Below are 25,677 nucleotides of genomic sequence, written 5' to 3' on the forward strand. Positions count from 1 at the left end.
GGTAAACACTTCACCGTCTGGTCGATCTCTGTCAAGACGGTGAGCAACCATGTTCGAACAGCACCGCGACACCCTGGAGAAAGCCCTTTCCGCGATCGCCGGACGGGGATACTGGAGCGCCTACCCCGAGTCGCCGAGCCCGCGCGTGTACGGCGAAGGGGCGGCCGAGCGGGGCAAGGAGGTGTTCGAGTCCTACCTCGGCAAGCCGTTCCCCCTCGACCAGCCCGGCACCGGGACCTGGATCGGCGCCGAGCGCTCGCCGTACGGGATCGACCTCGGCGTCACCTACCCCGAGCCCGTCGTCGACCAGCTCATCGGCGCCGCCAAGGCGGCGATGCCGGCCTGGCGCGACGCCGGCCCCGACACCCGCGCCCTGACCTGCGTCGAGATCGTCAACCGGATCAATCAGCACAGCTTCGAGCTCGCCAACGCGGTGCAGCACACGACCGGGCAGGCGTTCGTGATGGCGTTCCAGGCCGGCGGGCCGCACGCGCAGGACCGCGCGCTGGAGGCCGTCGCGTACGGCTACGCCGCCATGACCTCCTCCGCCTCGATCGCCCACTGGGAGAAGCCGGGCAAAGGCGAGCCGCTCGTCATGGACAAGCGCTTCACCGTCGTGCCCAGGGGCGTCGCGCTGGTGATCGGGTGCAACACGTTCCCCACGTGGAACGCCTACCCGGGGTTGTTCGCCTCGCTCGTCACCGGCAACCCGGTGATCGTCAAGCCGCATCCCCGGGCCGTCCTGCCGCTCGCGATCACGGTGCGGATCGCCCGCGAGGTGCTCGCCGAGGCGGGCTTCGACCCGGCGCTCGTGTCACTGGCCGCCGAGGAGGGCCGGGGGCTGGCCAAGACCCTGGCCACGCACCCGGACGTACGCATCGTCGATTTCACCGGCTCCACCGAGTTCGGCGAGTGGCTGGAGCAGAACGCCCGCCAGGCCCTCGTGCACACCGAGAAGGCCGGGGTCAACACCGTCGTCATCGACTCCACCGACTCCTGGCGGGGCATGCTGGGCAATCTGGCGTTCTCCCTGTCCCTCTACAGCGGGCAGATGTGCACCGCGCCACAGAACGTCCTCGTCCCCGCCGGCGGGATCGACACGGACGAGGGGCACAAGAGCTTCGACGAGGTCGCCGCGGGGCTGGCCGCGGCGGTCGGCAAGCTGCTCGGCGACGACGCTCGGGCGGTCGAGCTGACTGGCGCCATCGTCAACCCCGACGTGCTGGTGCGCGTGGAAAGCGCGCCCTCGCTGGGAGATGTGGTGCTGCCGTCGCGGGCCGTCCAGCACCCGTCGTTCCCTGACGCGGTGATCAGGACGCCTGTGATCGTCCGGGTGGATCCGTCCGCCTCCGACGTCTACGGACGTGAGCACTTCGGCCCCATCGCGTTCCTCGTGCCGACGGCCTCCACCGAGGAGAGCCTGGAGGTGCTGCGCCGCACGACCAAGGCGCGCGGGGCGCTCACCGCATCCGCCTATTCGACCTCTCCGGAGGTGCTCGACCAGGTCGAGAGCGCGGCACTGGACGCGGGCGTGAACCTGTCGTGCAACCTGACCGCCGGCGTCTTCGTCAACCAGTCGGCCGCCTTCAGCGACTACCACGGCACCGGCGCCAACCCGGCCGCCACGGCCTCTCTCACCGACCCCGGCTACGTGGCGGGCCGCTTCCACCTGGTGCAGTCCCGCCGCCCGGCATGACCCCTGGGAGGGGGACGCGGGAGCGGGAAGGGACTCTACGAGTGGTGACGGGAGGAGAGCCATGGCCAAGCCGTTCGCCTCATCGGCGGATCTCGGTGAGAAGAGGCAGACCCTGGAGGTGCTGGCGGACGGCGTGTACGCGCTCACCGCCGAAGGCGACCCCAACGTGGGCGCCATCGAGGGCGAGGACTTCCTCGTCTGCTTCGAGGCCCTGGCCACGCCGGTGGCCGCCGGCGAGTGGCTGACCAGGCTGCGTGCGCACACCGGCAAGCCGATCAGGTATCTGGTGTTGTCGCACTACCACGCCGTCAGGGTGCTGGGCGCGTCGGCGTTCGGCGCGGACGTGATCGTGACGCACGACAAGACCCGCGAGCTGATCGCCGAGCGCGGCGAGCAGGACTGGGCCAGTGAATACGCCAGGATGCCCCGCCTGTTCAAGGAGCCCGAGTCGATCCCCGGCCTGACGTGGCCGACGGCGACGTTCAGTGACACCTTCACCATCGACCTGGGCGGCGACAGGGGCGATCTGGTGCTGGCCTACTGCGGGCGGGGCCACACCGAAGGAGATCTGGTGGCGTGGCTGCCGCGCCACCGAATCATGTTCGCCGGCGACCTCGTGGAGTCGCAGGCCGCCCTCTACACCGGCGACGCCTTCCACCGCGAGTGGTCTGCGGGGACGCTCGACCGGGTGGCGTCCTTCGGGGCGGAGACGCTGGTCGGCGGCAGGGGAGCGGTGGCCAGGGGCAAGGCCGGGGTGGAGGCGGCCATCGCGCAGACCCGTGACTTCCTGCGCGTCATGATGCGCGAGGTGAGCGCGGCAGGGTCGGTGAAGGAGGCGTTCGACAACACCCACCGCGCTCTGGAGCCCCGCTACGGCGGCTGGCCGATCTTCGAGCACTGCCTGCCGTTCAACGTCTCCCGGCTCTGGGACGAGCTGCACGGCGTCGAGCGGCCGCGCATCTGGACCGCCGAGCGCGACCGCGAGGTCTGGAACGAGCTGCAGTCGTGAACACCGAGCCGCAGGTCATCGTGATCGGCGCGGGGCCGGTGGGGCAGAGCGCCGCGTTGTTGCTGGCCCGCTGGGGCATCCAGGTGCTGGTGCTGGACCGGCGGCCGGGTCGGGACGCGGGCGGGTCGCGCTCCATCTGCCAGCAGCGGGACGTGCTCGACGTCTGGGCCGCGGTGGGGGCGGGCAAGGTGGCCGAGGAGGGGCTGACCTGGACGACCGCCCGCACCTACTACCGCGACCGTGAGTTGTTCTCCTGGTCGTTCGAGCGGGAGGGCCCGATGCCCCCGTTCGTCAACATCTCGCAGGCGCGCACCGAGCAGATTCTCGACGAGGCCATCGCCGGGCAGCCGCTCATCGAGGTGCGCTGGAACCACGAGGCCACCCGGCTCACGCAGGACGCCTCCGGCGTCACGGTGCACTGCGGGCAGCGGTTGCTGCGGGCACCATACGTGCTGGTCTGCGCGGGAGCGCGGGCCCAGCAGGTACGCCAGTCGCTCGGCGTCACCTTCGACGGAGAGACGTTCGACGACCAGTTCCTGATCTGCGACATCAAGGCCGACCTGCCGGGCTGGGAGAGCGAGCGCCGTTTCTACTTCGATCCCATCTGGAATCCGGGACGGCAGGTGCTGATCCACCCGTGCCCAGGGGGCACGTTCAGGATCGACTGGCAGATCGCGCCCGACTTCATCCCAACGAAGACTGATATTTCGCGAAAAATCAGGCAAATCATTGGCGAGCGGCCCTACGAGCTGATCTGGCACAGCACCTACCGCTTTCACTCCCGCATCGCCTCCCGCATGCGCGTCGGCCGGGTCCTGTTGGCCGGCGACTGCGCTCACCTGGTGGCCCCGTTCGGCGCGCGCGGGCTCAACTCCGGAGTGCCCGACGCCGAGAACGCGGCGTGGAAGCTGGCCTTCGTGCTCAATGGCTGGGCCGGGGACGGCCTGCTGGAGTCCTACCACGCCGAGCGGCACGCGGCCGCGCGGGAGAACCTCGAGGTCACCGCCGCCACGATGCGTTTTATCGCGCCCCGCAGCGTGGAGGAGCGGATGCACCGGCGGGCGGTGCTGGAGGGCGGGCTGGTCGCGGAGATCGACTCCGGGCGCTTCGCCGAACCTTACTGGTATGTCGATTCGCCGTTGACCACGCCCGAGCCGACGCGGCCCTTTACGGGCAGGCCGCCCAAAGGCGCATTGTGCCCGCCCGCGCCCGGTGTGATCCTGCCCGACGCGAGCATTCCGGGCGGGCGGCTGCGGGAGTTCTGCCGGGATGGATTTCTAGTACTTCTGGGTGATATGTGCGATTCGAGTTTGTTTGTGCAGGTCCTGGGCAAGGTCACTACGGCGCCGCTCGCCGTACGCGGGCTCGCGGAGATGGATGGGACCGGCTCGCTCACTGAAAGGCTTGGCGCCGGGCCTGAGGAGGCATGGGTCATCAGGCCCGACTCCCACATCGCCGCGATCATCCCCCACGCGGGTCCGGAGTCGGTGGCGGCCGCCCTGAGTCGTGCCATGGGCGGCTCACCTGACATGACCCCATAAGAGGAGGGAACTGCGTGACTGGCCGGAGCTCGTTTCTGATCGTCGCGAACCGTTTGCCGGTGGACAGGTCGATCGAGCCTGACGGAACGGCCTCGTGGCGCAGGAGCCCTGGCGGGCTCGTCACCGCGATCGCGCCGGTGATGCAACGGCGCCACGGAGCGTGGGCCGGCTGGCACGGGGCGCCCGACGAGAAGCTGGAGCCGTTCGAGCAGGGCGGCATGAACTTGATCCCGGTCCCGCTGTCGGCCCGCGAGGTGGAGCTTTATTACGAGGGCTTCTCCAACGCCACGCTGTGGCCGCTCTACCACGACGTCGTGGCGCCGCCGGTGTTCGACAGGGAGATGTGGGAGACCTACCGGGAGGTCAACGAGCGCTTCGCCAACGCCGCCGCCGACGCGGCCGAGGAAGGCGCGGTCGTCTGGGTGCAGGACTATCAGCTCCAGCTGGTGCCTGCCATGCTGCGCAGGCTCAGGCCCGACCTGCGGATCGGGTTCTTCCTGCACATCCCCTTCCCGCCGGTCGAGTTGTTCTGGCGGCTGCCGTGGCGCAAGGAGCTGGTCGAAGGGCTGCTCGGGGCCGACCTGGTGGGCTTCCAGCTGCCCGGCGGGGCCTCCAACTTCCGCAGGCTGTGCCGGCGGCTGCTGGGGCTGCCGTACAAGGGCAACGAGATCTTCCTCGACGACCGTATCGTCCAGACACAGGCGTTCCCGATCTCCGTGGACTTCGGGCAGCTCGACTCGCTGGTACGCGAGTCCAGCGTCGTGGCGCGGGCCAAGGAGATCAGGGTGGAGCTCGGCGACCCCGAGCACGTGCTGCTCGGCGTGGACCGCCTGGACTACACCAAGGGGATCGGCCAGCGGCTCGAGGCGTTCGGTGAGCTGCTGAAGGACGGGCGGCTGCAGTCGGGCGAGGCGGTGTTCGTGCAGATCGCCACGCCGAGCAGGGAGCGGGTGGAGGAATACCGCCGGCTGCGCGACGACATCGAGCTGCAGGTGGGGCGGATCAACGGCGAGCACGCGCAGCTCGGCTACCAGCCGGTCGTCTACTTCCACCAGTCCTACGACCACGAGGAGCTGGCCGCGCTCTATCTCGCCGCCGACGTCATGGTCGTGACCCCGCTGCGCGACGGGATGAACCTGGTGGCCAAGGAGTACATCTCCTGCCATCACGACCTGCACGGCGCGCTGGTGCTCAGCGAGTTCGCCGGGGCCGCCGACGAGCTGCGCCAGGCCTATCTGGTCAATCCGTACGACGTCGAGGACGTCAAACGGCAGATGCTGGCCGCGATGCGGGCCACGCCGCACGAGCTGGCCCGGCGGATGCGTACGATGCGCCGCCGGGTCGCCACCTACGACGTGGACCGCTGGGCGAGCGAGTTTCTCACTGCCCTGGAGTCACCTGCTTCAGCGACTTCCACGCGTCGTAGCGCTTCCTGGCGGTCCGGTTGACCACGATCTGCGCCACGGACATGCCCACGCCCATGAGCACGGCGTAGCCGATGGCTTCGCCCATGCTGACCTCGGGTGACTCGCTGTCGACCGGCGGCTCCTTGCCGGTCGCCTTCACCCAGACGAACCCGAGAAGCTTTTTCATCGCCCACCCGGTCACCAGACCCACGAGGCCGCCGATGATCCGCCAGGCCACGTCGGGCTTGTCGTCCGCCATCCCGATCTCCTTCCCCATATGTAACGAACACTAGTCTCTACCGCTTGTGGCGCCCGCGAAGCCGTACCATAAGGAGGCATGACTCAGCAGCGACTACGCCATGCATCCATGCCCCAAAAGCCGACCCTTGACGGCTTGGAGCAGGTATGGGTAGCTCGCTGGGAGGCCGACGGCACCTATCGCTTCGACCGGTCCAAGCCGCGTGATCAGGTCTACTCGATCGACACGCCGCCGCCGACCGTGTCCGGGTCGCTGCACGTCGGTCATGTCTTCTCCTACACCCAAACCGACATCATGGCCCGCTATCAGCGGATGATCGGTAAGGCGGTCTTCTACCCCATCGGCTGGGACGACAACGGCCTGCCCACGGAGCGGCGGGTGCAGAACGTCTACGGCGTGCGGTGCGACCCGTCGCTCCCGTACGACCCGGACTTCCTTCCACCGGACAAGCCCGGCAAACGTGAGGTCTCGATCTCGCGGCGCAACTTCGTGGAGCTGTGCCACAAGCTGACCGCGATCGACGAGCAGGCGTTCGAGGAGATGTGGCGGCGGGTCGGCCTGTCGGTGGACTGGTCGCTGCTCTACACGACGATCAGCGACGAGGCGCAGGCGGTGTCGCAGCGGGCGTTCCTGCGTAACCTCGCGCGCGGCGAGGCCTACCTGGCCGAGGCGCCGACGTTGTGGGACGTCAGCTTCCGCACCGCCGTCGCACAGGCCGAGCTGGAGGACCGGGAGTGGCCCGGCGCCTTCCACCGGATCTCGTTCTACGGCGAGAAGGGCCCGGTCTGGATCGAGACGACCAGGCCCGAGCTGATCCCGGCGTGCGTGGCGCTGGTCGCGCACCCCGACGACGAGCGTTACCAGGAGTTGTTCGGCACGTCGGTGCTGACGCCGCTGTTCGGGGTCGAGGTGCCGGTGCTGGCGCACCACCTGGCCGAGCCGGACAAGGGCTCCGGCATCGCGATGATCTGTACGTTCGGCGACATCACCGACGTCACCTGGTGGCGGGAGCTGCGGCTGCCGATCCGGCCGGTCATCGGCTGGGACGGGCGGCTGCTGCCCGAGCCGCCCGAGGGCGTGGACGCGGAGCCTTACAAGGAGCTGGCCGGCAAGACGGTGCACAGCGCGCGCGAGCGGATCGTGGAGCTGCTGCGCGAGTCCGGCGACCTCGAGGGCGAGCCGCGGCCGGTCACGCGGACGGTGAAGTTCTACGAGAAGGGCGACAAGCCGCTCGAGATCGTCACCACCCGCCAGTGGTACATCCGCAACGGCGGCAGGGACGAGGAGCTGCGGCAGCAGCTGCTGGCGCGCGGGCGCGAGTTGCGATGGCACCCGCCGCACATGCGGGTGCGCTTCGACAACTGGGTCGAGGGACTCACCGGCGACTGGCTGATCTCCCGCCAGCGCTTCTTCGGCGTGCCGTTCCCGGTGTGGTATCCGGTCGACGAGTCCGGGCAGCCGGTCCACGACGAGCCGATCGTGCCGCCGGAGGACACGCTGCCGATCGACCCGTCCTCCGACGTGCCGCCCGGCTACACCGAGGACCAGCGCGGCGTGCCCGGCGGGTTCATGGCCGACCCTGACGTCATGGACACGTGGGCCACCTCGTCGCTGACGCCGCAGATCGCCGGCCGCTGGGAGAGCGACGACGACCTGTTCAAGCGGGTCTTCCCCGCGGACCTGCGGCCGCAGGCCCACGAGATCATCCGCACCTGGCTGTTCTCGACCGTGGTCAGGTCGCACGACGAGTTCGGCGGGCTGCCGTGGAGCGACGTCGCGATCTCCGGGTGGATCCTCGACCCTGACCGCAAGAAGATGTCCAAGTCCAAGGGCAACGTGGTCACGCCCATGGACCTGCTGGAGCAGCACGGCTCCGACGCCGTGCGCTACTGGGCGGCCAACGGCCGCTACGGCGTGGACACCGCGTTCGACGTCGGGCAGCTCAAGATCGGGCGGCGGCTCGCCATCAAGATCCTCAACGCGTCCAAATTCGTGCTCGGCCTGGCCGAGAGCGACGGTGAGGTCACCGAGCCGCTCGACCTGTCGATGCTGGCGGCGCTGTCGGAGGCCGTGCGCGAGGCCGGCGAGGCGTTCGAGGCCTACGACCACACCAGGGCCCTGGAGGCCGTGGAGCGCTTCTTCTGGGCGTTCTGCGATGACTATCTGGAGCTGGTCAAGGCGCGGGCCTACGACAGGTCCGCCTCCGCCCACGCGGCGCTGCGGCAGGCGCTCGACGTGCTGCTGCGGCTGTTCGCGCCGTTCCTGCCGTTCGTGACCGAAGAGGTGTGGTCCTGGTGGCGGGAGGGCTCGGTGCACCGTGCGCCGTGGCCCGCCGCCGAGCCCGGGACGGGGAACCCGGCGGTGCTCGCCGTGGCCTCGGACGTGCTCCGGCGGGTGCGCAAGGCCAAGTCGGAGGCCAAGCTGTCGATGCGTGCCGAGGTGTCCCGGCTGACGGTCACGGGCCCTGAGGCGGAGCTCGTGCGGCAGGCGCAGGACGATCTGTGCGCGGCGGGCAACGTCGAGGAGTTCGTGCTCGACCACGGTGACGAGCTGACGGTCGAGGTGCACCTGAGCTGACGCCCGGGGGACGCGCGGCGTCCCCCCGCTTCAGCTGTCGCGGCTCACGTCCCGGTGGAGAGCCACGAACAGCGAGTACGCCTCCCCGTCCGGCGGCGGTCGCCGGTCGCGGAAGTCGTCGAAAACCTCTTGCAGTCGCTCCAGCAGCTCGCCGAGGCCTTCGGCGGTGAGCCTGAGTCCCAGCCTGGTGAAATGGCCCTCCTCGACGTCGACGAGTTTGAGCTCCTCCAGGAAGGCGTCCAGCATCGCCCCCTTGGCGCCGGTGACGCCGCTCTCGCGGACGTCCATCTCCCAGGACTTGCCCGTGGCACGGTAGGGGATCTCGGTCGAGCCGCGCGGGCCGGGGCGGCTGGGCTCGGCGGCCAGGAACTCCGTCTCGACCAGCTTGCGCACGTGGTGAAGCGTGGTGGCGGGGTTGGCGCCGAGCCGCTGGGCGATCTCCTTGTTGGTCAACGCCTGGTCGAGGCAGAGCCGCAGGATGCGCAGGCGGATGGCCGAGGCCAGGGCGCGGGCCTCCGCCTCGGTGGCTGGGCGGCGTTTGTTGCCCATGGCACGCCAGCCTACAACTGATTGACTTTTATCAATCGGTCCTGGATCGTCTATCCCGTGAGCTTGTTGCGCGATCACGACTTCCGCGGGTTGTTCCTGGCCGACAGCGCCAGCCAGGCGGGCGCCCAAATCCTCCTGCTGGCCCTGCCGCTGGTCGCGGTGTCGGCGCTGCGGGTCTCGGAGTTCGAGGTGGGGCTGCTGGCGGCGTGCCAGACGCTGGCGTTCGTGCTGATCGGGCTGCCTGCGGGAGCGATCGTGGACCGGTTGCGCAAACGCGTGGTCATGGTCGTCGCCGACTGGGCGCGGGCCGCGGCGCTCGCGTCGGTGCCGCTGGCGTGGTGGCTGGACGCGCTGACGATCCACCAGCTGTACGCGGTGGCGCTCGTGCTCGGGGTGTTCACCGTGTTCTTCGACGTGGCCTACCAGAGCTACCTGCCGCACCTGGTCGGGCGGGAGCGGCTCGTGGCGGGCAACTCCTCGCTGGAGATCGTACGCACGGTGGCCCAGCTCGGCGGACCCAGCGCGGGCGGCTACCTGATCCAGTTCCTCACCGCGCCCTTCGCGCTGAGCGTCACTGTGGCCGGGTTCGCCTGGTCGGCGCTGTGCCTGGGGAGGATCCGCAAGCGCGAGGAGCGCCAGGGGGCGCGCCGTGGCCACCTGGGCCGGGAGATCGCCGAAGGCGTCCGATTCGTGCTCGGGCACCCGCTGCTGCGCCGCATCACGGCCTGCACCGCCACCTCGAACCTGTTCTCGGCGATGGCCTTCCCGATGGTCCTGCTGCTACTGGCCAGGGAGCTTGGGCTGGCCGCGGGCACGATCGGGCTGCTCATGGCCGCGGGCGGGGTCGGCGGGCTGGCCGGCGCGCTGGTCAACGCCAGGATCGCCCGGTGGCTCGGGCAGGGGCCGACGATGTGGGTGGCCATCGCGCTGCCCGCGCCGCTGACGTTCGTGTTGCCGTGGCTGGAGGCCGACTGGCGCCTCCTGCTGTTCGGGCTGTACGAATTCTGCGTCGGGGCCTCAGTGGTGGTCTACAACGTCACCCAGCTCAGCTTCCGCCAGGCCATCACGCCCGAGCCGCTGCTCGGCAGGATGAACGCCACCATCCGCTTCGTCGTCTGGGGGACGATGCCGCTGGGCGGAGTGATCGGTGGCGTGCTGGGCGAGGTGATCGGGGTGCGGAACACGCTCCTGGTGGCAGCGCTCGGGGCCTGCCTGGCGTTCCTGTGGCTGGTCACCTCGCCCCTGCGCTCGATGCGCGAGCTGCCCGTACCGGCGAGCGCCACGCAGTAGTCGCACACCCCGGATCCGCTTACGCCGGGCCCGATCGTACGCCGTCGGCCGGTTCTGAGCCGCACCGGCGATTATCCGCGCGCATCCGCGGCCCGGACGTGCCAGTCTTGAACACGTGCTGCCGGACCGCCCAACCAAACTCGTGCCGCCCGTGCTGGCCAGGATGGCCGCGTGGTGCGTGTGCCTGATCCTCGTCGGCGTGGTCGTCTATTTCTTCGCCCTGGTCATCGCCCGGCTCACGTTCGTGGCGCTGCCGGTGGCGATCGCGCTGCTGCTGACCGCGCTGCTGTTCCCGTTGACCAACCGCCTGCGGAAGGCGGGCATACGGCCGATCTACGCGACCTGGATCACCATGCTGGTGGCCCTGACCGTGCTCGTCGGCACCGGCTGGCTGGTCGGGGCGCGGGCCGGCGAGGAGTTCCCCAACCTGGTCAAGCAGGTGCAGTCGACCGCTCGCGACGTGCAGGACTGGCTGATCACCGGCCCGTTGCACCTCGAACAGACGCAGATCACCGCCTACGTCGACGAGATCGCCAACATCATCAACACGCAACGCCAGGCCATCACCGGCACCGTGCTGAGCGCCGGCGCGGCCGCCCTCGAGGTGCTCGCGTCCATCGTGCTCCTACTGTTCGTGACATTCTTCCTGCTCAAGGACGGCGAGCGGATCTGGGCGTGGTTCCTGCGGGGATTCGGCGGGATGGCGCCGCGCGTGGACCGGGCGGGGCGGGTCGCGTGGACCACGCTCTCCCACTACGTGCAGGGCACCGTGGCGGTGGCGGCGGTGCACGGGCTGGTCATGGGCATCGTGCTGGCCGGCATGGGCGTGCCCCTGTGGGCGCCGCTGGCGGTGCTGATCTTCTTCGCCAGCTTCATCCCCATCGTCGGCATCTTCTTCGCCGGCACGGTGGCCACGCTCGTCACGCTGGGTGCGAAGGGGCTCGTGCTCGCGCTGGTCTTCCTCGGGATCCTCATCGTGGAGCAGCAGCTGGAAAATCATGTGCTGCAGCCGCTCATCGTGGGGCGGGCGCTCAACTTCCATCCGCTGGCGATCATCCTGGTGCTGTCCATCGGGGGCATCCTGGCGGGCATCGCGGGGGCGGCCGTGGCCGTGCCGGTGGCGGCGGTGCTCTACCGGGCGCTGCCGGAGCTCAGGCACGAGCCGCCGGCCCTGCCGCCGCCCGAGGACCATGTCGAGCCACCGCCCGGCGGCGAGCCACCGCGGCCTGCACCCCGGCCTGTTCCCGCAGAGGGCACGCCGCCCGCGGCAGGGCCGCCTTCGGCCGGCGGGACTCCCCCCGCGGGCGGAACTCGGTCGGAGCACGAACGCGGCACGGGCACAGCGCGCACCGAAGACGCGTAAGGCATGGGCGTGGCGCGTGCCGTGGACGGCCGGTGTGAGGCGGAGCGCGGACCCGGGACGGGCAGGGCCGGGACACGGAGTAACCTCGTCACCCGTGACCCGTTCCTCCCTCACCACCCCGCCACACGGCGCCGGTGTGCCCGCGGCGCACCCCGACGCGCCGCCGGGCACCCACCTGGGCTCCCATTACAGCCGCTGCTTCGGGTGCGGCGATGACCACCCGACCGGCCTGCACCTCACGGCCAGGACCCCCGACGGCGCGACCGTCGAGGCCGAGTTCACGGTGGGGGAGGCGCACCAGGGCGCGCCCATGCTGGCGCACGGCGGCGTGCTGGCCGCCGCCATGGATGAGGTCATCGGTATGTCTGTTTACCTGTTCCGCAAGCCCTATGTGACGGGACGGCTGGAGACCGACTACCTTCTCCCCGTTCCCGTGGGCACGACACTCCACCTGCGCGCCTGGTGCAACGGCATCGCGGGCAGGAAGGCGTACCTTGAGGCAGAGGGGCGCATCGGCGCCCCCGACGGACCGGTCGCCGTCCGCGCGGCAGCGCTGTTCATCGAGGTGAATATGGAGCACTTCGCCAAGCACGGCGACCTGGCCGCCATCGCCGCAGAGCACCAGGACTACGAGGTGAACCCTTGAGCAACGTGGAGGTCCTCATCCACCGGCTCGACGCCGAGCTGCCGATGCCGTCCTATGCCCATCCGGGAGACGCGGGCGCCGATCTCTACGCGGCTGAGGACGTCGAGCTGCTGCCCGGCGAGCGGGCCGTGGTCGGGACGGGCGTGGCGATCGCCCTCCCCGACGGCTATGCGGCGTTCGTCCATCCGCGCTCGGGGCTGGCGGCCAGGCACGGGGTCACCATGGTCAACGCGCCCGGCACGGTCGACGCCGGCTACCGGGGCGAGATCAAGGTGACGTTGATCAACACGGACGCCAAGGAGCCGTTCCGGCTCCAGCGCGGTGACCGCGTGGCGCAACTCGTGATCCAGCGGGTCGAGCGTGCGGCGTTCTCCGAGGTCGAGCGCCTGCCGGGCTCAGTACGCGGCGCGAACGGCTTCGGATCGACGGGACGTTGACGGACGGGTCGTTCCGCGGCCCAAGCGAGCAGGGAGAGTGAGTAAAGTGTTCCGACGTCGTCGTCGGCATGAGCAGCCGGAGCAGGCGGTCGCGCACGAGCAGGAGCCTGCCGCCCCCACGCGGGAGTCCGGCCCCTGGGACGCCGACGAGCCTCACCCGGACACCGACAGGATCGACTACGGCGGCCTGCGGCTGCCGGACATCCCCGATTTCGACCTACGGCCGGCCACGGTCGGCGACCAGCACGTCAGCGTCGTCGTCCGCTACGACGACAGCATGCTGTCGCTGCAGGCGCTGGCCGCCCCGCGCAGTTCGGGCCTGTGGGACGATGTGAAGACCAAGATCCGGGCGCAGGCGAAGGACCTGGAGGAGCGGGAAGGCCCGTTCGGCACCGAACTGAGCGGCGAGGTCAAGGCCGCCGACGGCACTGTCATGCCGGTCCGTTACCTCGGCATCGACGGCCCACGATGGCTCCTGCTGGCGCTGATCTCCGGCAAGGGGGCGCGCGACGAGGCGGTCTTCGGGGCGTTCGCCGACTTCATCAAGGATGTCGTGGTGGTCCGCGGCGACGAGCCGATGGCCCGGGAGGAGCCGATCCCGCTGCGCCGGCCCAATGAGCAGACCGGCGAGAAGGCCGAGGAGCGGACCGGCTACGACCCCTTCCGACGAGGACCTGAAATCAGCGAGATTCGCTAAGGGCTGACATTCGCATAGGCTGATTCATCATGAGTACGGCAGAGCCCCCCAAACGCGGGGGATTGCGCGGCTTCTTCAGCCGGCTGGCATCCCCGCAGTCCGAGATCGAGGCCCAGGAGCTGCGGGAAGACGCCGATGAGGTCGGCGCGACGCCGATCGCGTCGTGTGGCGGCCGACGGCGCTTCTGCGTAGCAGGTACGCTACGTACGGTGACGCTACGTCCTAGGGGCGGTGCCCCCGCTCTCGAAGCCGAGCTCTACGACGGGTCGGATGTCATCGACCTGGTCTGGCTCGGCCGCCGCAAGATCGCGGGCATCGAGCCCGGCCGCACGGTCAAGGCCGAGGGCCTGGTCAGCATGCAGGACGGGCGCAAGGTGATGTTCAATCCACGCTACGAGCTGCGCCCAGGGAGTTGACCAGGTGAGTGCTGAGGCGGAAGAGGTCGCCCACGACACCGTGGAAGCGGCGGTGCGAGCGCAGCTCGCCAAGGCGTTGGGCGGGGTGCGCGGCATCCTCGAGGCGGCGATCCCGACGATCGCGTTCACGGTGTCCTGGATCTCCACCGAGGACCTCAAACTGTCGCTCATCATCAGCATCTCGCTGGCGGTCGTGCTGCTGGTGGCCAGGATCGTGCAGCGGTCCAGCCCGCAGTTCGTGATCAACAGCTTGATCGGCATCGCGATCGGCTGGTTCTTCGCCAGCCGATCAGGCGACGCGAAGGACTTCTTCCTGCCCGGCATCCTGTGGAACGCCGCCTACATGGTGGGGATGCTGCTGTCGATCGTCACCCGGTGGCCGGTCGTGGGCTTCCTGATCGGCTCGGTCACCAACGACCCGACCGGCTGGCACAAGGATCCGGGCATCGTGAAGCTCTGCACGCGGCTGACGTGGCTGCTCATGCTGCCGTGCGCGGTCAGGGTGGCGGTGCAGGGGCCGGTCTACCTGTTCGGCGGCGGGGACCAGGCGGTGGCGGCGCTCGGGGTCGCCAAGATCGCGATGGGCTGGCCGCTCCAGGTGGCCGCGCTCGCCGCGATGCTCTGGGTCCTGGGCCGCGGCCGCACCCCGATCAAACCTCCGGTCGCCCCGGCCTGACGATCCCTCAGCGCCGCTCGCTCATCAGCAGCAGGATCGAGGGCGTTCCGGTGCCGGCCTGCGTGCTTGCGGGGCGGTCGCGGGGCGTCAGGGGCACAGCGTGGCGGCGCGCTGCAGGAATAGCTGGCGCTCGCACGTGTTCCGGGTCAGCTCAGCGGCGCGGCGGAACTCGGCGGCCGCCTCTTCGGCTCGTCCGAGCTTGGCCAGCAGGTCGCCGCGGACGGCTGGCAGGTGGGCGTAATCCCGCAGGGCACGGTCGTGCCGGAGGGTGTCGGCGAGCTCCAGCCCGCGTGCGGGTCCGTAGGCCATGCCGAGCGCGACCGCGCGGTTCAGCTCAACGATCGGCGAGGGCGTGAGGTGAGCCAGCAGCCGATACAGCGCGGCGATGCGCTCCCAGTCGGTGGCATCCGGCTTCAGCGCGCGGGCGTGGCAGGCGGCGATGGCGGCCTGGAGCCCGTACGGTCCGAGCGTGCCCAGATCCTCGGCGCGGCGCAGCGCGTCCAGACCACGACGGACGAGCAGCCGGTCCCAGCGGCTGCGGTCCTGGTCGAGCAGGAGGATGGGGGAGCCGTCCCCGGCGGTTCTGGCCGGGATGCGCGAGGCCTGGAGCTCCATGAGCGCCAGCAGGCCGTGCACCTCGGGTTCGGCGGGCATGAGCCCGGCCAGGATGCGGCCGAGACGCATGGCCTCCTGGCACAACGACGGGCGGATCCAGTCCTCGCCGGAGGTCGCCGCGTACCCCTCATTGAAGATCAGATAGATGACCTCCAGGATGGAGGCCAGCCGTTCCGGCAGTTCGGCGGGCGGCGGCAGCTCGATGGGGATCTTCTTGTCGGCGAGGGTGCGTTTGGCGCGGGAGATGCGCTGGCCGACGGTGGGCTCGGGGACGAGGAAAGCACGGGCGATCTCGGCGGTGGACAGGCCGCCGAGCAGGCGCAGGGTGAGCGCGAGCCGGCCCTCGGCCGGCACGGCGGGGTGGCAGGCGGTGAAGATGAGGCGGAGCAGGTCGTCGCCGATGTGATCGTCGAGGGCGTCGTCGAGCTCGGCTTCGGCCGTTTCCTGACGGAGCTCCATGTCGCGGCCCATCTCTTGCAGCTTGCGCTGGTAGGTGTCGCGGCGGCGGAACTGGTCGATGGCGCGGTGCTTGGCAGTGAGCGTCAGCCAGGCGCCCGGATTGTCGGGCACGCCCTTGCGAGGCCACTCTTCGAGCGCCGCCACCAACGCGTCTTGGGCCAGCTCTTCGGCCAGGGCGAGGTCGCCCGTCATGCGGGCCAGGGCGGCGATGACGCGGGCGGACTCGATCCGCCAGACCGCCTCCACCGCCCGATGGGAATCGGCTACCGTCATGCGTCCTGAATACAGCATCCGGCCGCGGACCCGCGCCTTCGCGGTCCGCGGCCGGTGGGGTGTGGGGTGTCAGGCCGGTGGGGCGAAGTCCGCCGGCGAGAACAACCGCAGCACGTCCGCCTGGCCCTCCCATCCCGGCCACAGGTCACGGTGCAGCTTGATGAAGCGGGAGGTCCACTCCACGGCCTCTTCCTTGGTCTTGACCTCGTACAGTGCGTAGCTGATCATTTCCTTGGCCTCGGCGAACGGCCCGTCGCTCACGGCCAGGCGGCCGCCGCTCACCTCGACCCTCGCCCCCTCGGAGCTGGGGGCCAGACCGCTCTGGTCGAGCAGGGCGCCGGCCTCGGTGGCCTCCTGGCCGAGTTTGAAGATGGCCTCCATGAGGTCGGCCGGCGGTGGCCCGTCGGGCTGGGCGGCGATCTTGAGCGTGACCAAGTAGCGCATCGTGCGTTGCCTTTCTTCGTTGCGGTGGGGAACGTCAGGTCTTCGTAGGGGGAGTCAGGCGGTCTGGCGGGACAGGCTCAGAGACAGTAGCGACAGCCAGCCCCAGATCGCCACGATGCCGGCGATGAACGCCAGGTTGGCCCAGGCGACGCCGCCGCCGCTGGCGATGCCCGCGAACGAGCCGAGGAAGAGCGTGCCGGTGACCCGGGAGTACAGGGCCCAGCCCTTGCGGTCCTCGCGGGCCTGCCGGGAGGCGATGACGAAGCAGGCCGCGGCCATGCACAGGAATCCGACGCCGCCGACGGCCATGTGCAGCGTCCCTGACAGGGTGACCGTGCCCGGACCTTCGGGGGTTCCAGCGGGGAAGCCCATCGCGGGGTCGGCGGGGAAGATCGCGGCGCCGATCATGCTAGCCCCGAACGCGCCGACCAGGATCGGGGCCCAGCGCGCGCCGCGCCCGGGGGACAGGCTGCGACTCAGGCCGACGGCGGCGGCGATGGTGGCCAGGGCGGTGAGGACGAAGTTCGCGGTCTGGATCCAGCCGAGCTCGCCGTTGGCCAGGAAGCTCCAGGGGTGACGGGCCAGGTCGAAGCCGTCCCGGGTGAGCGCTTGCGCCAGGGCCACGGTCACGTACGTGGGGCCGGCCACGATGCCGCAGCCGAGCAGCAGACGCCGGGTGGAGAGAGGGCGGGCGGGGGAGTGGGCAAGCTGCTGGGTCATGGTCGTCAACCTCGCGTCGGCGGGGCCGGCTCGTCCAGCCCACTGGATACGCTGCGAACGAGGCGAGGCGGTTTCGACACGCGCCCACAGATTTTTTGCAAGATTTTTTGGTGGTCCGTAGTGCCGCTCGGGTGGGACGGCAAGAAGCGCCGCCAGGCGAGAACCTGGCGCGGGGTCGAGACGGCCACGTCGACGCCACCGGCGGAGAAGGGGCTCGGAGCTATTGCGGTCGGTGGCGTGAGCAGTTGAACAGGAACGTCGCAAGGAAATTGGGCCGGCTAGGAGGCTGACGTGGGCATCCAGGACATCATCGAGGGCAAGAAGCAGTGGCGGGCGCACATGGCGCGGGTCAACGCGCTCCCGCCGGACTATCGGATCGTCTATAAGGAGATTCAGAGGTACTTCTTCAAGGTCGGGCCGGTCGGACTGACTGACTGACGGGTCTCTGCTCTCAGGGATCGTCGATTTCTTCGAGGAGGGCGTCGCGGCCAACAGAGGAGTCCTGGAACTCATCGGCAACGACGTCGCTGCCTTCTGCGACGACCTGATCAAGGACTCGCGCATCAACGCGGACATCTATCAGGAGTCCACCAGCGGGGAACCCGGCATGGCCGGGAAGTAGCACCCGTCGTCGACCCAAGGCACCGGCGGGCGCTGGGCTGTGCAGTAGGCGCCGTTCCGTTGGACGGACCCCGAGGGGGTGCTTGAACACCCTCCCGAGGCCGCGCCTGCCGGAGCAGAGCGGGGCGAACGGACCCCGATCCACGAAGACGTCGGGGAGGATCCTTTGGACGCCGAACGCCCCTTGGGAGGCGCGCCAGGCCGGCGGATGTCGCGGCGGTGAGCAGGCCTGCCGCGGTGTCGTGTCGGCGGTCGTGTCAGCACGGCAACGGGATGACGAACTCGCTCACGGACAGCGATCAGGCCGCCCGCACCCACACGCTCAAGCTTCCGCTTTACACCTCAGCTATTCGGTATTGCTAAGTACTGGTAGTCAGTGTTACTTTGTACCGGTAGTCAGCAACACCAAGTAGCTGAAAGGGGGAGGCGTCCCATGGGCAAGCTCGTGACGGAGATGCTCAAAGGAACGCTGGAGGGCATCGTCCTCGCGATCCTGTCCGGCCGGCCCGCATACGGCTACGAGATCACGGCGTGGCTGCGGGCTCAGGGCTTCTCCGACATCGCCGAAGGCACCATCTACGCGCTGCTGGTCAGGGTCGAGCAGCGCGGCCTGGTCGATGTGCAGAGGGTCCCGTCGGAGAAGGGGCCGCCGCGCAAGGTGTACTCCCTCAACGACCAGGGACGGGAGTACCTCGAAGAGTTCTGGCGGACCTGGAGCTTCCTGGCCGACCGGCTCGAACAGCTCCGCAAGGGAGGCAAGTAGACATGACTACAGGATCAAACGAGCCGAAGAGCCGCTACCTGCAGTACCTGGAGATCGTCACCGGATCGCTGGAGGAGAAGAAGCGCTACCGGCAGTACAAGGCACGCATCAAGCAGCTTCCCGAGAACTACCGCATCGCGGTCGAAGCGCTGGAGCGGTACCTGATGCACTTCGGCCCGGCCGACGGCGCCGGTGCGATGGCGATGTACGACGACCTTGCCGAGCTGTTCGAACAGGGGGCGGCGGACGGCACCCCGATCCGCGACATCTTCGGGGAGGACCCGGTGGAGTTTGTCGAGGCGTTCGTGGCCAACTACCCCCTCGGCCAGTACAGAACCCGGGAGCGCAACCGCTTCACCACCGCCATCGAGCGCGCCGCCGGCGAGAACACCACGACAAAGAACAGGACAGACTGATGACGACACAGCAAGCTGCGGCGATCCATGTGCAGGGCCTGGAGAAGTCGTACAAGGAGCTGCGCGTGCTGCGCGGCGTGGACTTCACCGTGGCGCGGGGCAGCATCTTCGCCCTGCTCGGCTCCAACGGGGCGGGCAAGACCACGGCCGTGAAGATCCTGTCCACGCTGCTCAAGGCCGACGCGGGCACGGCCCGCGTGAACGGCTTCAACGTCGCCACCCAGGCCGCGGACGTACGCGAATCGATCAGCCTGACGGGGCAGTTCGCCGCCGTCGACGAGATCCTCACCGGGCGGGAGAACCTCGTGCTGGTCGCCCGGCTGCGGCACCTCAAGAACCCAGGCAAGATCGCCGATGAGCTGCTCGCGCGCTTCTCGCTCACCGACGCGGGCGGACGGAAGGTCGCGACGTACTCCGGCGGCATGCGCCGGCGCCTGGACATCGCGATGAGCCTCATCGGGAGCCCGCCGATCATCTTCCTCGACGAGCCGACCACCGGCCTGGACCCCCAGGCCCGCATCGAGGTCTGGCAGGCCGTAAAAGAACTCGCCGGCCGCGGCACAACGGTGCTGCTCACCACGCAGTACCTGGACGAGGCCGAACAACTCGCCGACCGGATCGCGATCCTCCACGAGGGCCGGATCATCGTCAACGGCACCCTGGACGAGCTCAAGCAACTGCTCCCACCCGCCAAGGTTGAATACGTCGAAAAGCAGCCGACCCTCGAGGACGTCTTCCTCACCCTCGTCGGCACGAAGGCATAAGGAACAATGATGAGCAAGCATTTCTTCGGCGACACCGCCGTCCTGCTGGGACGCTCCCTGCGCCACATCACGCGCAGCCCGGACACCATCATCACCACTGCGATCATGCCGATCGCCATGATGCTGATGTTCGTCTACGTGTTCGGCGGCGCGATCAGAACAGGGTCGGATTCGTATGTGAACTACATGCTGCCCGGCATCCTGCTCATCACGGTGGCCTCGGGCATCGCCTACACCGCGTTCCGGCTGTTCATGGATATGAAGGGCGGCATCTTCGAGCGCTTCCAATCGATGCCGATCGCGCGGTCGTCGGTGCTGTGGGCGCACGTGCTGACCTCGCTGGTCGCCAATGTGATCTCGCTCGTGGTCGTGACGCTCGTGGCCCTGCTCATGGGCTTCCGCTCCTCGGCGGGAGTGCCGGCGTGGCTGTCGGTGGCGGGCATCCTGATCCTGTTCACCCTGGCGTTGACCTGGATCGCCGTCATCCCCGGCCTGTCCGCCAAGACGATGGAAGGCGCGAGCGCGTTCTCCTACCCGCTCATCTTCCTGCCCTTCCTCAGCTCGGCCTTCGTGCCCACCGACACCATGCCCGGCCCGCTGCGCGTCTTCGCCGAGAACCAGCCGGTGACCTCCATCGTCAACGCCATCCGCGCCCTGTTCACCGATCAGCCGGTCGGCACCGACATCTGGATCGCCCTGGCCTGGTGCGTCGGCATCCTCATCGTCGCCTACGCCTTCGCCATGAACACCTACCGCCGCAAGATCTCCTAGGGCGTATCGATCGGGCATGTCTTGATCGCGATGAGCGTGGCGGACAGGCAGATCGCGGCGCGGTTGCCCTGAACAGAACAGCACTCCCTCGGCTCGTCTCGCGCCGCCGGGCGGAGGCGTCCCCTTCGAGCTCCACACAACACCTCCTGTCGCGAGACAAGGAAAGACCATGACTGAATCCCTCCACACCGTCACGACGATGCCGACCGAGCGTCAGCCCGGCTGCCCCTTCGACCCGCCAAAGGACCTCATCGAGGCCCGCGAGCACGGCCCGATCAGCCGCTTCCCCTTCCCCGACGGACACCAGGGCTGGCTGATCACCGGCTACGACCTGGTCCGGGCGGTCCTGGCCGACCCCCGGTTCAGCTCGCGCAAGGAACTCATGCGCCACCACCCGCTGATCGACTACGGCGACATCGAGGTCCCTCCGGCCCCGCCCGGCGAGTTCCTGCTCATGGACGAGCCTCAGCACAGCCGCTACCGGAAACCGCTGGTGGGCAAGTTCACCGTCCGGCGGATGCGGCTGCTCACCGAGCGCGTCGAGCAGATCACCGCCGAGCACCTGGACGCCATGGAGAAGGCCGGGCCGCCGGTGGACCTGGTGACCGCGTTCGCCAAGCCCATCCCCGCCATCATCATCTGTGAGCTGCTGGGGGTGCCGTACGAGGACCGGGGCCGCTTCCAGGAGAACATCGACAAGTTCCTCGGCGGAGAGGTCAGCGACGAGGAGCTGATGGCGGCCTACACCGCGACGCAGCAGTACCTCGCCGAGCTGGTGGTGGCCAAGCGTGCCAACCCCACCGACGACGTGCTCAGCGACCTGCTCGACAGCGACCTGACCGACGAGGAGCTGCAGGGGATGGCCCTGATCCTGCTGTCGGCCGGGTTCGACACCACCGCGAACATGCTGGCGCTGGGCACCTTCGCGCTGCTGCAGAACCCGGACCAGCTTGCCGCGTTGCGCGCCGAGCCTGCGCTCACCGACCAGGCCGTGGAAGAGCTGCTGCGGTATCTGAGCGTCGCCAAGCAGTTCCACAGGGTGGCGCTGGAGGACATCGAACTGGGCGGCCACACCATCACGGCCGGCACGACGGTCATCCTGTCCCTCAACACCGCCAACCGCGACCCCGAACGCTTCCCCAACCCCCACGTACTCGACCTCAACCGGCAGGACGGCGGCCACCTGGCCTTCAGCCACGGCATCCACCAGTGCCTGGGCCAGCAGCTCGCCCGCGTCGAAATGCGCGTCGCGCTCCCCGCGCTGATCGACCGCTTCCCCACGCTGCGGCTGGCCGTACCAGCAGGCGAGGTCGCCCTGCGCCCGGAGACCGCCGACATCTACGGAGTCAAGAGCCTCCCGGTCACCTGGGACGCGTAACCACGAACCGATGACAGGCGAGGGCGCGTACGGGCCCGCCCGCCACCGCTGTGACTGCTCGCCTGCGGCGATCGCGTCCGCGACTCCTTTGCGCCCATATGCCGGTGACCCCTGACGAGGGCGGCTCGCGTTCCACGACAAGACCACCTAGTGCGAGCCGGAGCGACACGACGGCACGGAACCGACGGCCGGCCATGTCCGCCTTCGACGAAACCTGCTCGTGCTCCTCGCACAACAGTCTTGCCACACCGATCCAGCAGCACGGGCCGTCCCAGTCGATCCGGGCGTACGCCGTCGCCAGAAGTCTCAAATCCCTGCTTTCAGATCCCTAGAAAGGAATACAGCACGGTGGACACGACAAGCGGGACACCCGAACAGGGACACGTCGGACGCCGGACCGTATTAAGGGGCGTGCTGGGCGCCGGCGCGCTCGCCGGCGCCCACGCTGCCCTGACCGGCCGTGCCAACGCCTCCGTGAGCGGTGGTGGTGACGGTGTCGAGCACGGTGTCGAGCACGGCTGGGGAAAGGTCGCCGACGTGTTCCGCGCGAACTTCAGGAACCCTGGCGAGGTCGGCGCGGCGTGCAGCGTCTACGTGGGCGGCCGCCCCGTCGTCAACCTGTGGGGCGGCCTGGCCGATCGCGAAGCGAAGCGACCGTGGCGCAGGAACACCATCGTCCAGGTCGCATCGACGACGAAAGGCGCCACCGCGATCTGTGCCCACATGCTGGTCCAGCGCGGTGAATTGGATCTGGACGCCCCGGTGGCCCAATACTGGCCGGAGTTCGCCGCGGCCGGCAAGGAGCAGATCCCGGTGCGCTGGCTGCTGTCGCACCAGGCCGGTCTGCCGATCGTCGACGGGCCGCTGACGTTCGAGCAGGCGTGCGCATGGCACCCGGTCATCCGCGCGCTCGAGGCGCAAAAGCCGCTGTGGCAGCCGGGCACCGAGCACGTCTACCACAGCGTCACGTTCGGGTTTCTGGTCGGGGAAGTCGTGCGCCGGATCACCGGCAAGTCACTCGGCACCTTCTTCGCCGAAGAGGTGGCCGCCCCTCTCGGGCTGAGCGCCTGGATCGGGCTGCCCGAGAAAGAGGAGACACGGGTGGCCCGGATCCACTATGCCGCTCCGTTCAGCCTGGAGGAGCTGAAGGCCGGGCTGATCGCGATTACCGGGCTCGATGCGGATACGGTCACCGCATGGGTGAACGCCGTGTGGGCTCCGGGCTCGGTTCAAGCCCGCGCCGGCGAGCTCGGCGGCGCCTTGGACAACACCTCCGACTATCCCTCGACGCGTGCCTGGCGCGCGGCTGAGTTCCCGGCCGCAAACATGCTCGCGGACGCGCGATCGGTGGCGCGGATGTATGCCGCCACGGTCAGCGACGTGGACGGGGTGCGGCTGCTCGATGCGCCAACAGTCGAGAAGATGACGGTTGTCCAGACCGACAAGACGCCGATGCACGGGCTGCCGCCGGGGCTGAACATCCCGGCTGACCGCTCCTTCTACATGTCGCTGGGGTTCTGGCGAGCCTGCCCGCCGATGCCGTTGGTGGGGCCGGGGTCGTTCGGCCACCCGGGCTCGGGCGGATCGGGGGGCTTCGCCGACCCCGATGCCGGTGTCGGCTTCGGCTACGTCACGAACCTGTGGAACTTCCGGCCCGACGACCCGCGCGCGGCGAACCTGGTCAAGGCCGTCCGGGCCTGCCTCGGATGATGACAGTCCTCGCGTGAGGAAAACTCCAGAAGGCGTGGGCAGAGCTGGAGAGGTCCTGATGATCCCGCGCCTGGTGACGGTACGCGATCGCCATCGGAACGGCCGCTGGCTGCGGCTGAAGGTCCTTGTCGTGCCGGCGCCGCTACTGCTGCTCGCCATGCCGACCGGATTGGTCGCATGCCCCGCCAGCCGGGTGAGCCCTGGAGGCGCGCTGTGTGGGGCACTGGGCAATTGCTGTGGGCGCTCCCCGGCCCGGGGTCGAGATCGAGTAGGGCCGAACGGCCGTGCCGGAAAGCGTCAGCGCAGCACATCGAGGAGCACATCGAGCAGCTTGGCGCGGCCGTCGTCGACGTGTCCGACAAAAGGTGCGGGTGTTCTGCGAGTGACACCGCCCGGGCTCTACGAAGAGAGACCACGATGACGACACAGGAGGTCCACGTGCAGGGTGTTGAGAAGTCCTGCTCACCCGCGCTGCGCGCGTCCGACGAGGACCGTGACCGGGTCACCGAAGTGCTGCGCACCGCCGTCGCCGACGGCCGGCTCGACCCGGTCGAGTTCGACGAGCGGCTGGACGCCAGCACGGTCAGGCCGTCGGGGATGTGGTCGAGCTCGTCACGGGCCTTGGCCAGATCGTTGGTTCTGATGGCATGCGTGTCGGCGGGGCCGGCTCGTCCGGCCCACTGGATACGCTGCGAACGAGGCGAGGCGGTTTTCGACACGCGCCCACAGATTTTTGGTGTCCGTAGTGCCGCTCGGGTGGGACGGCAGGAAGCGCCGCCAGGCGAGAACCTGGCGGCGCTCGGCAGACCCCGGCGGGCGTCCTGCCTTAGTGCAGGGACAGCAGGTGGGCGAGCTCCTGCTCCACTTCCTGGCTGGCGACGAACAGCAGCTCGTCCCCCGCCTCCAGCGGATCGTCCGCGGTCGGCACCAGGACCCGGCCCTCGCGCAGGATCGCCACCAGCGCCGCGTCCACCGGCCACGGCACCGAGCCGGCTCGCTGGCCGACCACCGGCGCGTCCTCGGCCAGCGTCAGCTCCACCAGGTTGGCCTGGCCCTGGCGGAAGGTCATCAGGCGGACCAGGTCGCCGACGCTCACCGCCTCCTCCACCAGCGCGCTCAGCAGGCGCGGGGTCGAGACGGCCACGTCGACGCCCCACGACTCGTTGAACAGCCACTCGTTGTTGGGGTGGTTGATCCTGGCCACCACGCGGGGCACGCCGTATTCGGTCTTGGCCAGCAGCGACACGACCAGGTTGACCTTGTCGTCGCCGGAGGAGGCGACGACGACGTGGCAGTTGTTGAGACCGGCCTCGTCCAGCGACGCGATCTCGCAGGCGTCGGCGAGCAGCCATTCGGCGCGTGGCACGCTGTCGATCTTGATGGCGGCGGGGTCGACGTCGATGAGCAGGACCTCGTGGCCGTTCTCCAGGAGCTCGGCCGCGATGGAACGGCCGACGGCCCCCGCTCCGGCGATGGCGACGCGCATCAGTGATCCTCTTCCGGTGCCGCGGCGAGCACCTTGTTGATCCGGTCCATGTCGTTCTCGGCGGCGATGACGTGCAGCACGTCGCCATCCTGGACCACGGTGTCCTCCGTGATGGTCACGGCCTCGCCCATGCGGTTGACGAAGGCGGCGCGCGTGCGGACGCGGCTCTCCAGGTCGGCGATGCGGGTGCCGATCCAGGCGGGATGGGCGGCGACCTCCGCCAGCACCACGGTGCCGGTGGGGTCGCGCCAGAGCGGCTCGGCGCCCTCGGGGAGGATGCGGCGCAGGATCTGGTCGGCGGTCCAGCGCACGGTCGCCACCGTGGGGATGCCCAGCCGCTGGTAGACCTCGGCTCGCCGAGGGTCGTAGATGCGGGCCACCACGTTGTCGACGCCGAACGTCTCGCGGGCCACGCGCGCGGAGATGATGTTGGAGTTGTCGCCGCTGGAGACCGCCACGAACGCCGCCGCGGACTCGACGCCGGCCTCGGTGAGCACGTCGCGATCGAAGCCGACGCCCGTCACCCGCCGCCCCCGGAACCCGGCGCGCAGCCGCCGGAACGCCTGGGGGTTGCGGTCGATGATGGCGACGGAATGACCGCTGTCTTCGAGGATGTGCGCGAGGGTCGAACCCACCCGGCCACATCCCATGATCACTATATGCATATCCCCCCGCATCTCGCGGTCGGCCGGTTG

Annotated in this window: 27 protein-coding genes and 1 pseudogene; 21 read left to right on the top strand and 7 right to left on the bottom strand. The window is 69.3% G+C overall.

Going from position 1 to position 25,677, the window contains the following annotated elements; translation table 11 throughout:
* Positions 1–49 precede the first annotated feature (49 nt).
* From paaN to OHA25_RS28100, 4 genes are all read left to right on the top strand, one after another.
* Positions 50–1,696, top strand: a complete 1,647-nt coding sequence (paaN, locus tag OHA25_RS28085; RefSeq protein WP_327590446.1) for a phenylacetic acid degradation protein PaaN — start codon at positions 50–52, stop codon at positions 1,694–1,696.
* Between the two features lie 61 nt (positions 1,697–1,757).
* Complete coding sequence (locus OHA25_RS28090) at positions 1,758–2,705, top strand: MBL fold metallo-hydrolase (protein ID WP_327590447.1); 948 nt, start codon at positions 1,758–1,760, stop codon at positions 2,703–2,705.
* Positions 2,702–4,246 (top strand): FAD-dependent monooxygenase, encoded by a 1,545-nt coding sequence (locus OHA25_RS28095; protein WP_327590448.1) that lies wholly within the window; start codon positions 2,702–2,704, stop codon positions 4,244–4,246. Before OHA25_RS28090 ends, OHA25_RS28095 begins: the two co-directional genes overlap by 4 nt.
* Positions 4,247–4,260: 14 nt before the next feature.
* On the top strand, positions 4,261–5,694 hold the full coding sequence (locus OHA25_RS28100; RefSeq protein WP_327590449.1) for an alpha,alpha-trehalose-phosphate synthase (UDP-forming): 1,434 nt from the start codon (positions 4,261–4,263) through the stop codon (positions 5,692–5,694).
* Here the strand turns inward: OHA25_RS28100 and OHA25_RS28105 are convergent.
* The gene (locus tag OHA25_RS28105) at positions 5,627–5,911 is read right to left on the bottom strand and encodes a DUF4235 domain-containing protein (RefSeq protein WP_327590450.1); all 285 of its coding nucleotides are present in this window, start codon (positions 5,909–5,911) and stop codon (positions 5,627–5,629) included. The two genes, OHA25_RS28100 and OHA25_RS28105, sit on opposite strands and share 68 nt — an antisense overlap.
* 108 nt (positions 5,912–6,019) lie before the next feature.
* Between OHA25_RS28105 and valS the strand changes: the two genes are divergently transcribed.
* Positions 6,020–8,488, top strand: coding sequence for a valine--tRNA ligase (gene valS / locus OHA25_RS28110; RefSeq protein WP_327590451.1), 2,469 nt, complete (start codon positions 6,020–6,022; stop codon positions 8,486–8,488).
* 30 nt (positions 8,489–8,518) lie between these two features.
* Here the strand turns inward: valS and OHA25_RS28115 are convergent, their stop codons facing one another.
* Positions 8,519–9,037 carry an ArsR/SmtB family transcription factor gene (locus OHA25_RS28115; protein ID WP_327590452.1) on the bottom strand — a complete coding sequence of 173 codons (519 nt, stop codon included), beginning with the start codon at positions 9,035–9,037 and terminating at the stop codon, positions 8,519–8,521.
* Positions 9,038–9,094: 57 nt separating this feature from the next.
* Here OHA25_RS28115 and OHA25_RS28120 point away from each other — a divergent pair, with 57 nt between their 5' ends.
* From OHA25_RS28120 to OHA25_RS28150, 7 genes are all read left to right on the top strand, one after another.
* The gene (locus tag OHA25_RS28120; RefSeq protein WP_327590453.1) at positions 9,095–10,327 is read left to right on the top strand and encodes an MFS transporter; all 1,233 of its coding nucleotides are present in this window, start codon (positions 9,095–9,097) and stop codon (positions 10,325–10,327) included.
* Positions 10,328–10,442: 115 nt separating this feature from the next.
* Positions 10,443–11,690, top strand: a complete 1,248-nt coding sequence (locus OHA25_RS28125) for an AI-2E family transporter (protein ID WP_327590454.1) — start codon at positions 10,443–10,445, stop codon at positions 11,688–11,690.
* Positions 11,691–11,784: 94 nt separating this feature from the next.
* Complete coding sequence (locus tag OHA25_RS28130; protein ID WP_305922385.1) at positions 11,785–12,336, top strand: PaaI family thioesterase; 552 nt, start codon at positions 11,785–11,787, stop codon at positions 12,334–12,336.
* Positions 12,333–12,773 (top strand): dUTP diphosphatase, encoded by a 441-nt coding sequence (gene dut, locus OHA25_RS28135; protein WP_305922386.1) that lies wholly within the window; start codon positions 12,333–12,335, stop codon positions 12,771–12,773. Before OHA25_RS28130 ends, dut begins: the two co-directional genes overlap by 4 nt.
* Before the next feature lie 46 nt (positions 12,774–12,819).
* Complete coding sequence (locus OHA25_RS28140; RefSeq protein ID WP_327590455.1) at positions 12,820–13,470, top strand: DUF3710 domain-containing protein; 651 nt, start codon at positions 12,820–12,822, stop codon at positions 13,468–13,470.
* 29 nt (positions 13,471–13,499) lie between these two features.
* Complete coding sequence (locus tag OHA25_RS28145; protein ID WP_127935160.1) at positions 13,500–13,886, top strand: OB-fold nucleic acid binding domain-containing protein; 387 nt, start codon at positions 13,500–13,502, stop codon at positions 13,884–13,886.
* A 4-nt stretch (positions 13,887–13,890) separates the two neighbouring features.
* Positions 13,891–14,562 carry a DUF3159 domain-containing protein gene (locus OHA25_RS28150; protein WP_327590456.1) on the top strand — a complete coding sequence of 224 codons (672 nt, stop codon included), beginning with the start codon at positions 13,891–13,893 and terminating at the stop codon, positions 14,560–14,562.
* A gap of 87 nt (positions 14,563–14,649) precedes the next feature.
* On the opposite strand, the gene OHA25_RS28155 is transcribed toward OHA25_RS28150, so the two are convergent.
* The 3 genes from OHA25_RS28155 to OHA25_RS28165 form a co-directional block, all read right to left on the bottom strand.
* A complete protein-coding gene (locus tag OHA25_RS28155) occupies positions 14,650–15,909 on the bottom strand; it encodes an RNA polymerase sigma factor (protein WP_327590457.1) in 1,260 nt (419 codons plus the stop codon).
* 69 nt (positions 15,910–15,978) lie between these two features.
* On the bottom strand, positions 15,979–16,353 hold the full coding sequence (locus OHA25_RS28160) for a YciI family protein (protein ID WP_327590458.1): 375 nt from the start codon (positions 16,351–16,353) through the stop codon (positions 15,979–15,981).
* A 54-nt stretch (positions 16,354–16,407) separates the two neighbouring features.
* Positions 16,408–17,073 carry a DUF998 domain-containing protein gene (locus OHA25_RS28165; RefSeq protein ID WP_327590459.1) on the bottom strand — a complete coding sequence of 222 codons (666 nt, stop codon included), beginning with the start codon at positions 17,071–17,073 and terminating at the stop codon, positions 16,408–16,410.
* 291 nt (positions 17,074–17,364) lie between these two features.
* Here OHA25_RS28165 and OHA25_RS28170 point away from each other — a divergent pair, with 291 nt between their 5' ends.
* From OHA25_RS28170 to OHA25_RS28210, 9 genes and pseudogenes are all read left to right on the top strand, one after another.
* Positions 17,365–17,511 carry a DUF1048 domain-containing protein gene (locus OHA25_RS28170; protein WP_327590460.1) on the top strand — a complete coding sequence of 49 codons (147 nt, stop codon included), beginning with the start codon at positions 17,365–17,367 and terminating at the stop codon, positions 17,509–17,511.
* Between the two features lie 64 nt (positions 17,512–17,575).
* Positions 17,576–17,695, top strand: a complete 120-nt coding sequence (locus tag OHA25_RS28175; protein ID WP_327591054.1) for a hypothetical protein — start codon at positions 17,576–17,578, stop codon at positions 17,693–17,695.
* 432 nt (positions 17,696–18,127) lie between these two features.
* The gene (locus tag OHA25_RS28180) at positions 18,128–18,457 is read left to right on the top strand and encodes a PadR family transcriptional regulator (protein ID WP_327590461.1); all 330 of its coding nucleotides are present in this window, start codon (positions 18,128–18,130) and stop codon (positions 18,455–18,457) included.
* Positions 18,458–18,459: 2 nt separating this feature from the next.
* Positions 18,460–18,873: a DUF1048 domain-containing protein gene (locus OHA25_RS28185; RefSeq protein ID WP_327590462.1), complete on the top strand. Its 414-nt coding sequence runs from the start codon at positions 18,460–18,462 to the stop codon at positions 18,871–18,873.
* Positions 18,873–19,637 carry an ABC transporter ATP-binding protein gene (locus tag OHA25_RS28190; protein ID WP_327590463.1) on the top strand — a complete coding sequence of 255 codons (765 nt, stop codon included), beginning with the start codon at positions 18,873–18,875 and terminating at the stop codon, positions 19,635–19,637. The genes OHA25_RS28185 and OHA25_RS28190 overlap by 1 nt, the downstream gene beginning before the upstream one ends.
* Positions 19,638–19,646: 9 nt before the next feature.
* Positions 19,647–20,408: an ABC transporter permease gene (locus OHA25_RS28195; RefSeq protein ID WP_327590464.1), complete on the top strand. Its 762-nt coding sequence runs from the start codon at positions 19,647–19,649 to the stop codon at positions 20,406–20,408.
* 169 nt (positions 20,409–20,577) lie between these two features.
* Positions 20,578–21,786, top strand: coding sequence for a cytochrome P450 (locus tag OHA25_RS28200; RefSeq protein ID WP_327590465.1), 1,209 nt, complete (start codon positions 20,578–20,580; stop codon positions 21,784–21,786).
* A 348-nt stretch (positions 21,787–22,134) separates the two neighbouring features.
* A complete protein-coding gene (locus OHA25_RS28205) occupies positions 22,135–23,496 on the top strand; it encodes a serine hydrolase domain-containing protein (RefSeq protein ID WP_327590466.1) in 1,362 nt (453 codons plus the stop codon).
* A 417-nt stretch (positions 23,497–23,913) separates the two neighbouring features.
* A pseudogene (locus OHA25_RS28210) lies at positions 23,914–24,060 on the top strand (DUF1707 SHOCT-like domain-containing protein); the annotation flags it as partial.
* Between the two features lie 262 nt (positions 24,061–24,322).
* Here the strand turns inward: OHA25_RS28210 and OHA25_RS28215 are convergent.
* Together OHA25_RS28215 and OHA25_RS28220 are read right to left on the bottom strand one after the other, a co-directional pair.
* Positions 24,323–24,982 carry a potassium channel family protein gene (locus OHA25_RS28215; protein WP_327590467.1) on the bottom strand — a complete coding sequence of 220 codons (660 nt, stop codon included), beginning with the start codon at positions 24,980–24,982 and terminating at the stop codon, positions 24,323–24,325.
* Complete coding sequence (locus OHA25_RS28220; protein WP_327590468.1) at positions 24,982–25,647, bottom strand: potassium channel family protein; 666 nt, start codon at positions 25,645–25,647, stop codon at positions 24,982–24,984. Before OHA25_RS28220 ends, OHA25_RS28215 begins: the two co-directional genes overlap by 1 nt.
* Between the last annotated feature and the right edge of the window lie 30 nt (positions 25,648–25,677).

Origin of the sequence: Nonomuraea sp. NBC_00507, assembly GCF_036013525.1 — a bacterium.
GTDB lineage: Bacteria > Actinomycetota > Actinomycetes > Streptosporangiales > Streptosporangiaceae > Nonomuraea.

Coding starts and splice junctions, on each gene's coding strand:
- paaN (WP_327590446.1), top strand. CDS start 50: ATGTTCGAACAGCACCGCGACACCCTGGAGAAAGCCCTTTCCGCGATC.
- OHA25_RS28090 (WP_327590447.1), top strand. CDS start 1,758: ATGGCCAAGCCGTTCGCCTCATCGGCGGATCTCGGTGAGAAGAGGCAG.
- OHA25_RS28105 (WP_327590450.1), bottom strand. CDS start 5,911: ATGGCGGACGACAAGCCCGACGTGGCCTGGCGGATCATCGGCGGCCTC.
- valS (WP_327590451.1), top strand. CDS start 6,020: ATGCCCCAAAAGCCGACCCTTGACGGCTTGGAGCAGGTATGGGTAGCT.
- OHA25_RS28115 (WP_327590452.1), bottom strand. CDS start 9,037: ATGGGCAACAAACGCCGCCCAGCCACCGAGGCGGAGGCCCGCGCCCTG.
- OHA25_RS28145 (WP_127935160.1), top strand. CDS start 13,500: ATGAGTACGGCAGAGCCCCCCAAACGCGGGGGATTGCGCGGCTTCTTC.
- OHA25_RS28155 (WP_327590457.1), bottom strand. CDS start 15,909: ATGACGGTAGCCGATTCCCATCGGGCGGTGGAGGCGGTCTGGCGGATC.
- OHA25_RS28160 (WP_327590458.1), bottom strand. CDS start 16,353: ATGCGCTACTTGGTCACGCTCAAGATCGCCGCCCAGCCCGACGGGCCA.
- OHA25_RS28165 (WP_327590459.1), bottom strand. CDS start 17,073: ATGACCCAGCAGCTTGCCCACTCCCCCGCCCGCCCTCTCTCCACCCGG.
- OHA25_RS28180 (WP_327590461.1), top strand. CDS start 18,128: ATGGGCAAGCTCGTGACGGAGATGCTCAAAGGAACGCTGGAGGGCATC.
- OHA25_RS28185 (WP_327590462.1), top strand. CDS start 18,460: ATGACTACAGGATCAAACGAGCCGAAGAGCCGCTACCTGCAGTACCTG.
- OHA25_RS28190 (WP_327590463.1), top strand. CDS start 18,873: ATGACGACACAGCAAGCTGCGGCGATCCATGTGCAGGGCCTGGAGAAG.
- OHA25_RS28195 (WP_327590464.1), top strand. CDS start 19,647: ATGAGCAAGCATTTCTTCGGCGACACCGCCGTCCTGCTGGGACGCTCC.
- OHA25_RS28200 (WP_327590465.1), top strand. CDS start 20,578: ATGACTGAATCCCTCCACACCGTCACGACGATGCCGACCGAGCGTCAG.
- OHA25_RS28215 (WP_327590467.1), bottom strand. CDS start 24,982: ATGCGCGTCGCCATCGCCGGAGCGGGGGCCGTCGGCCGTTCCATCGCG.
- OHA25_RS28220 (WP_327590468.1), bottom strand. CDS start 25,647: ATGCATATAGTGATCATGGGATGTGGCCGGGTGGGTTCGACCCTCGCG.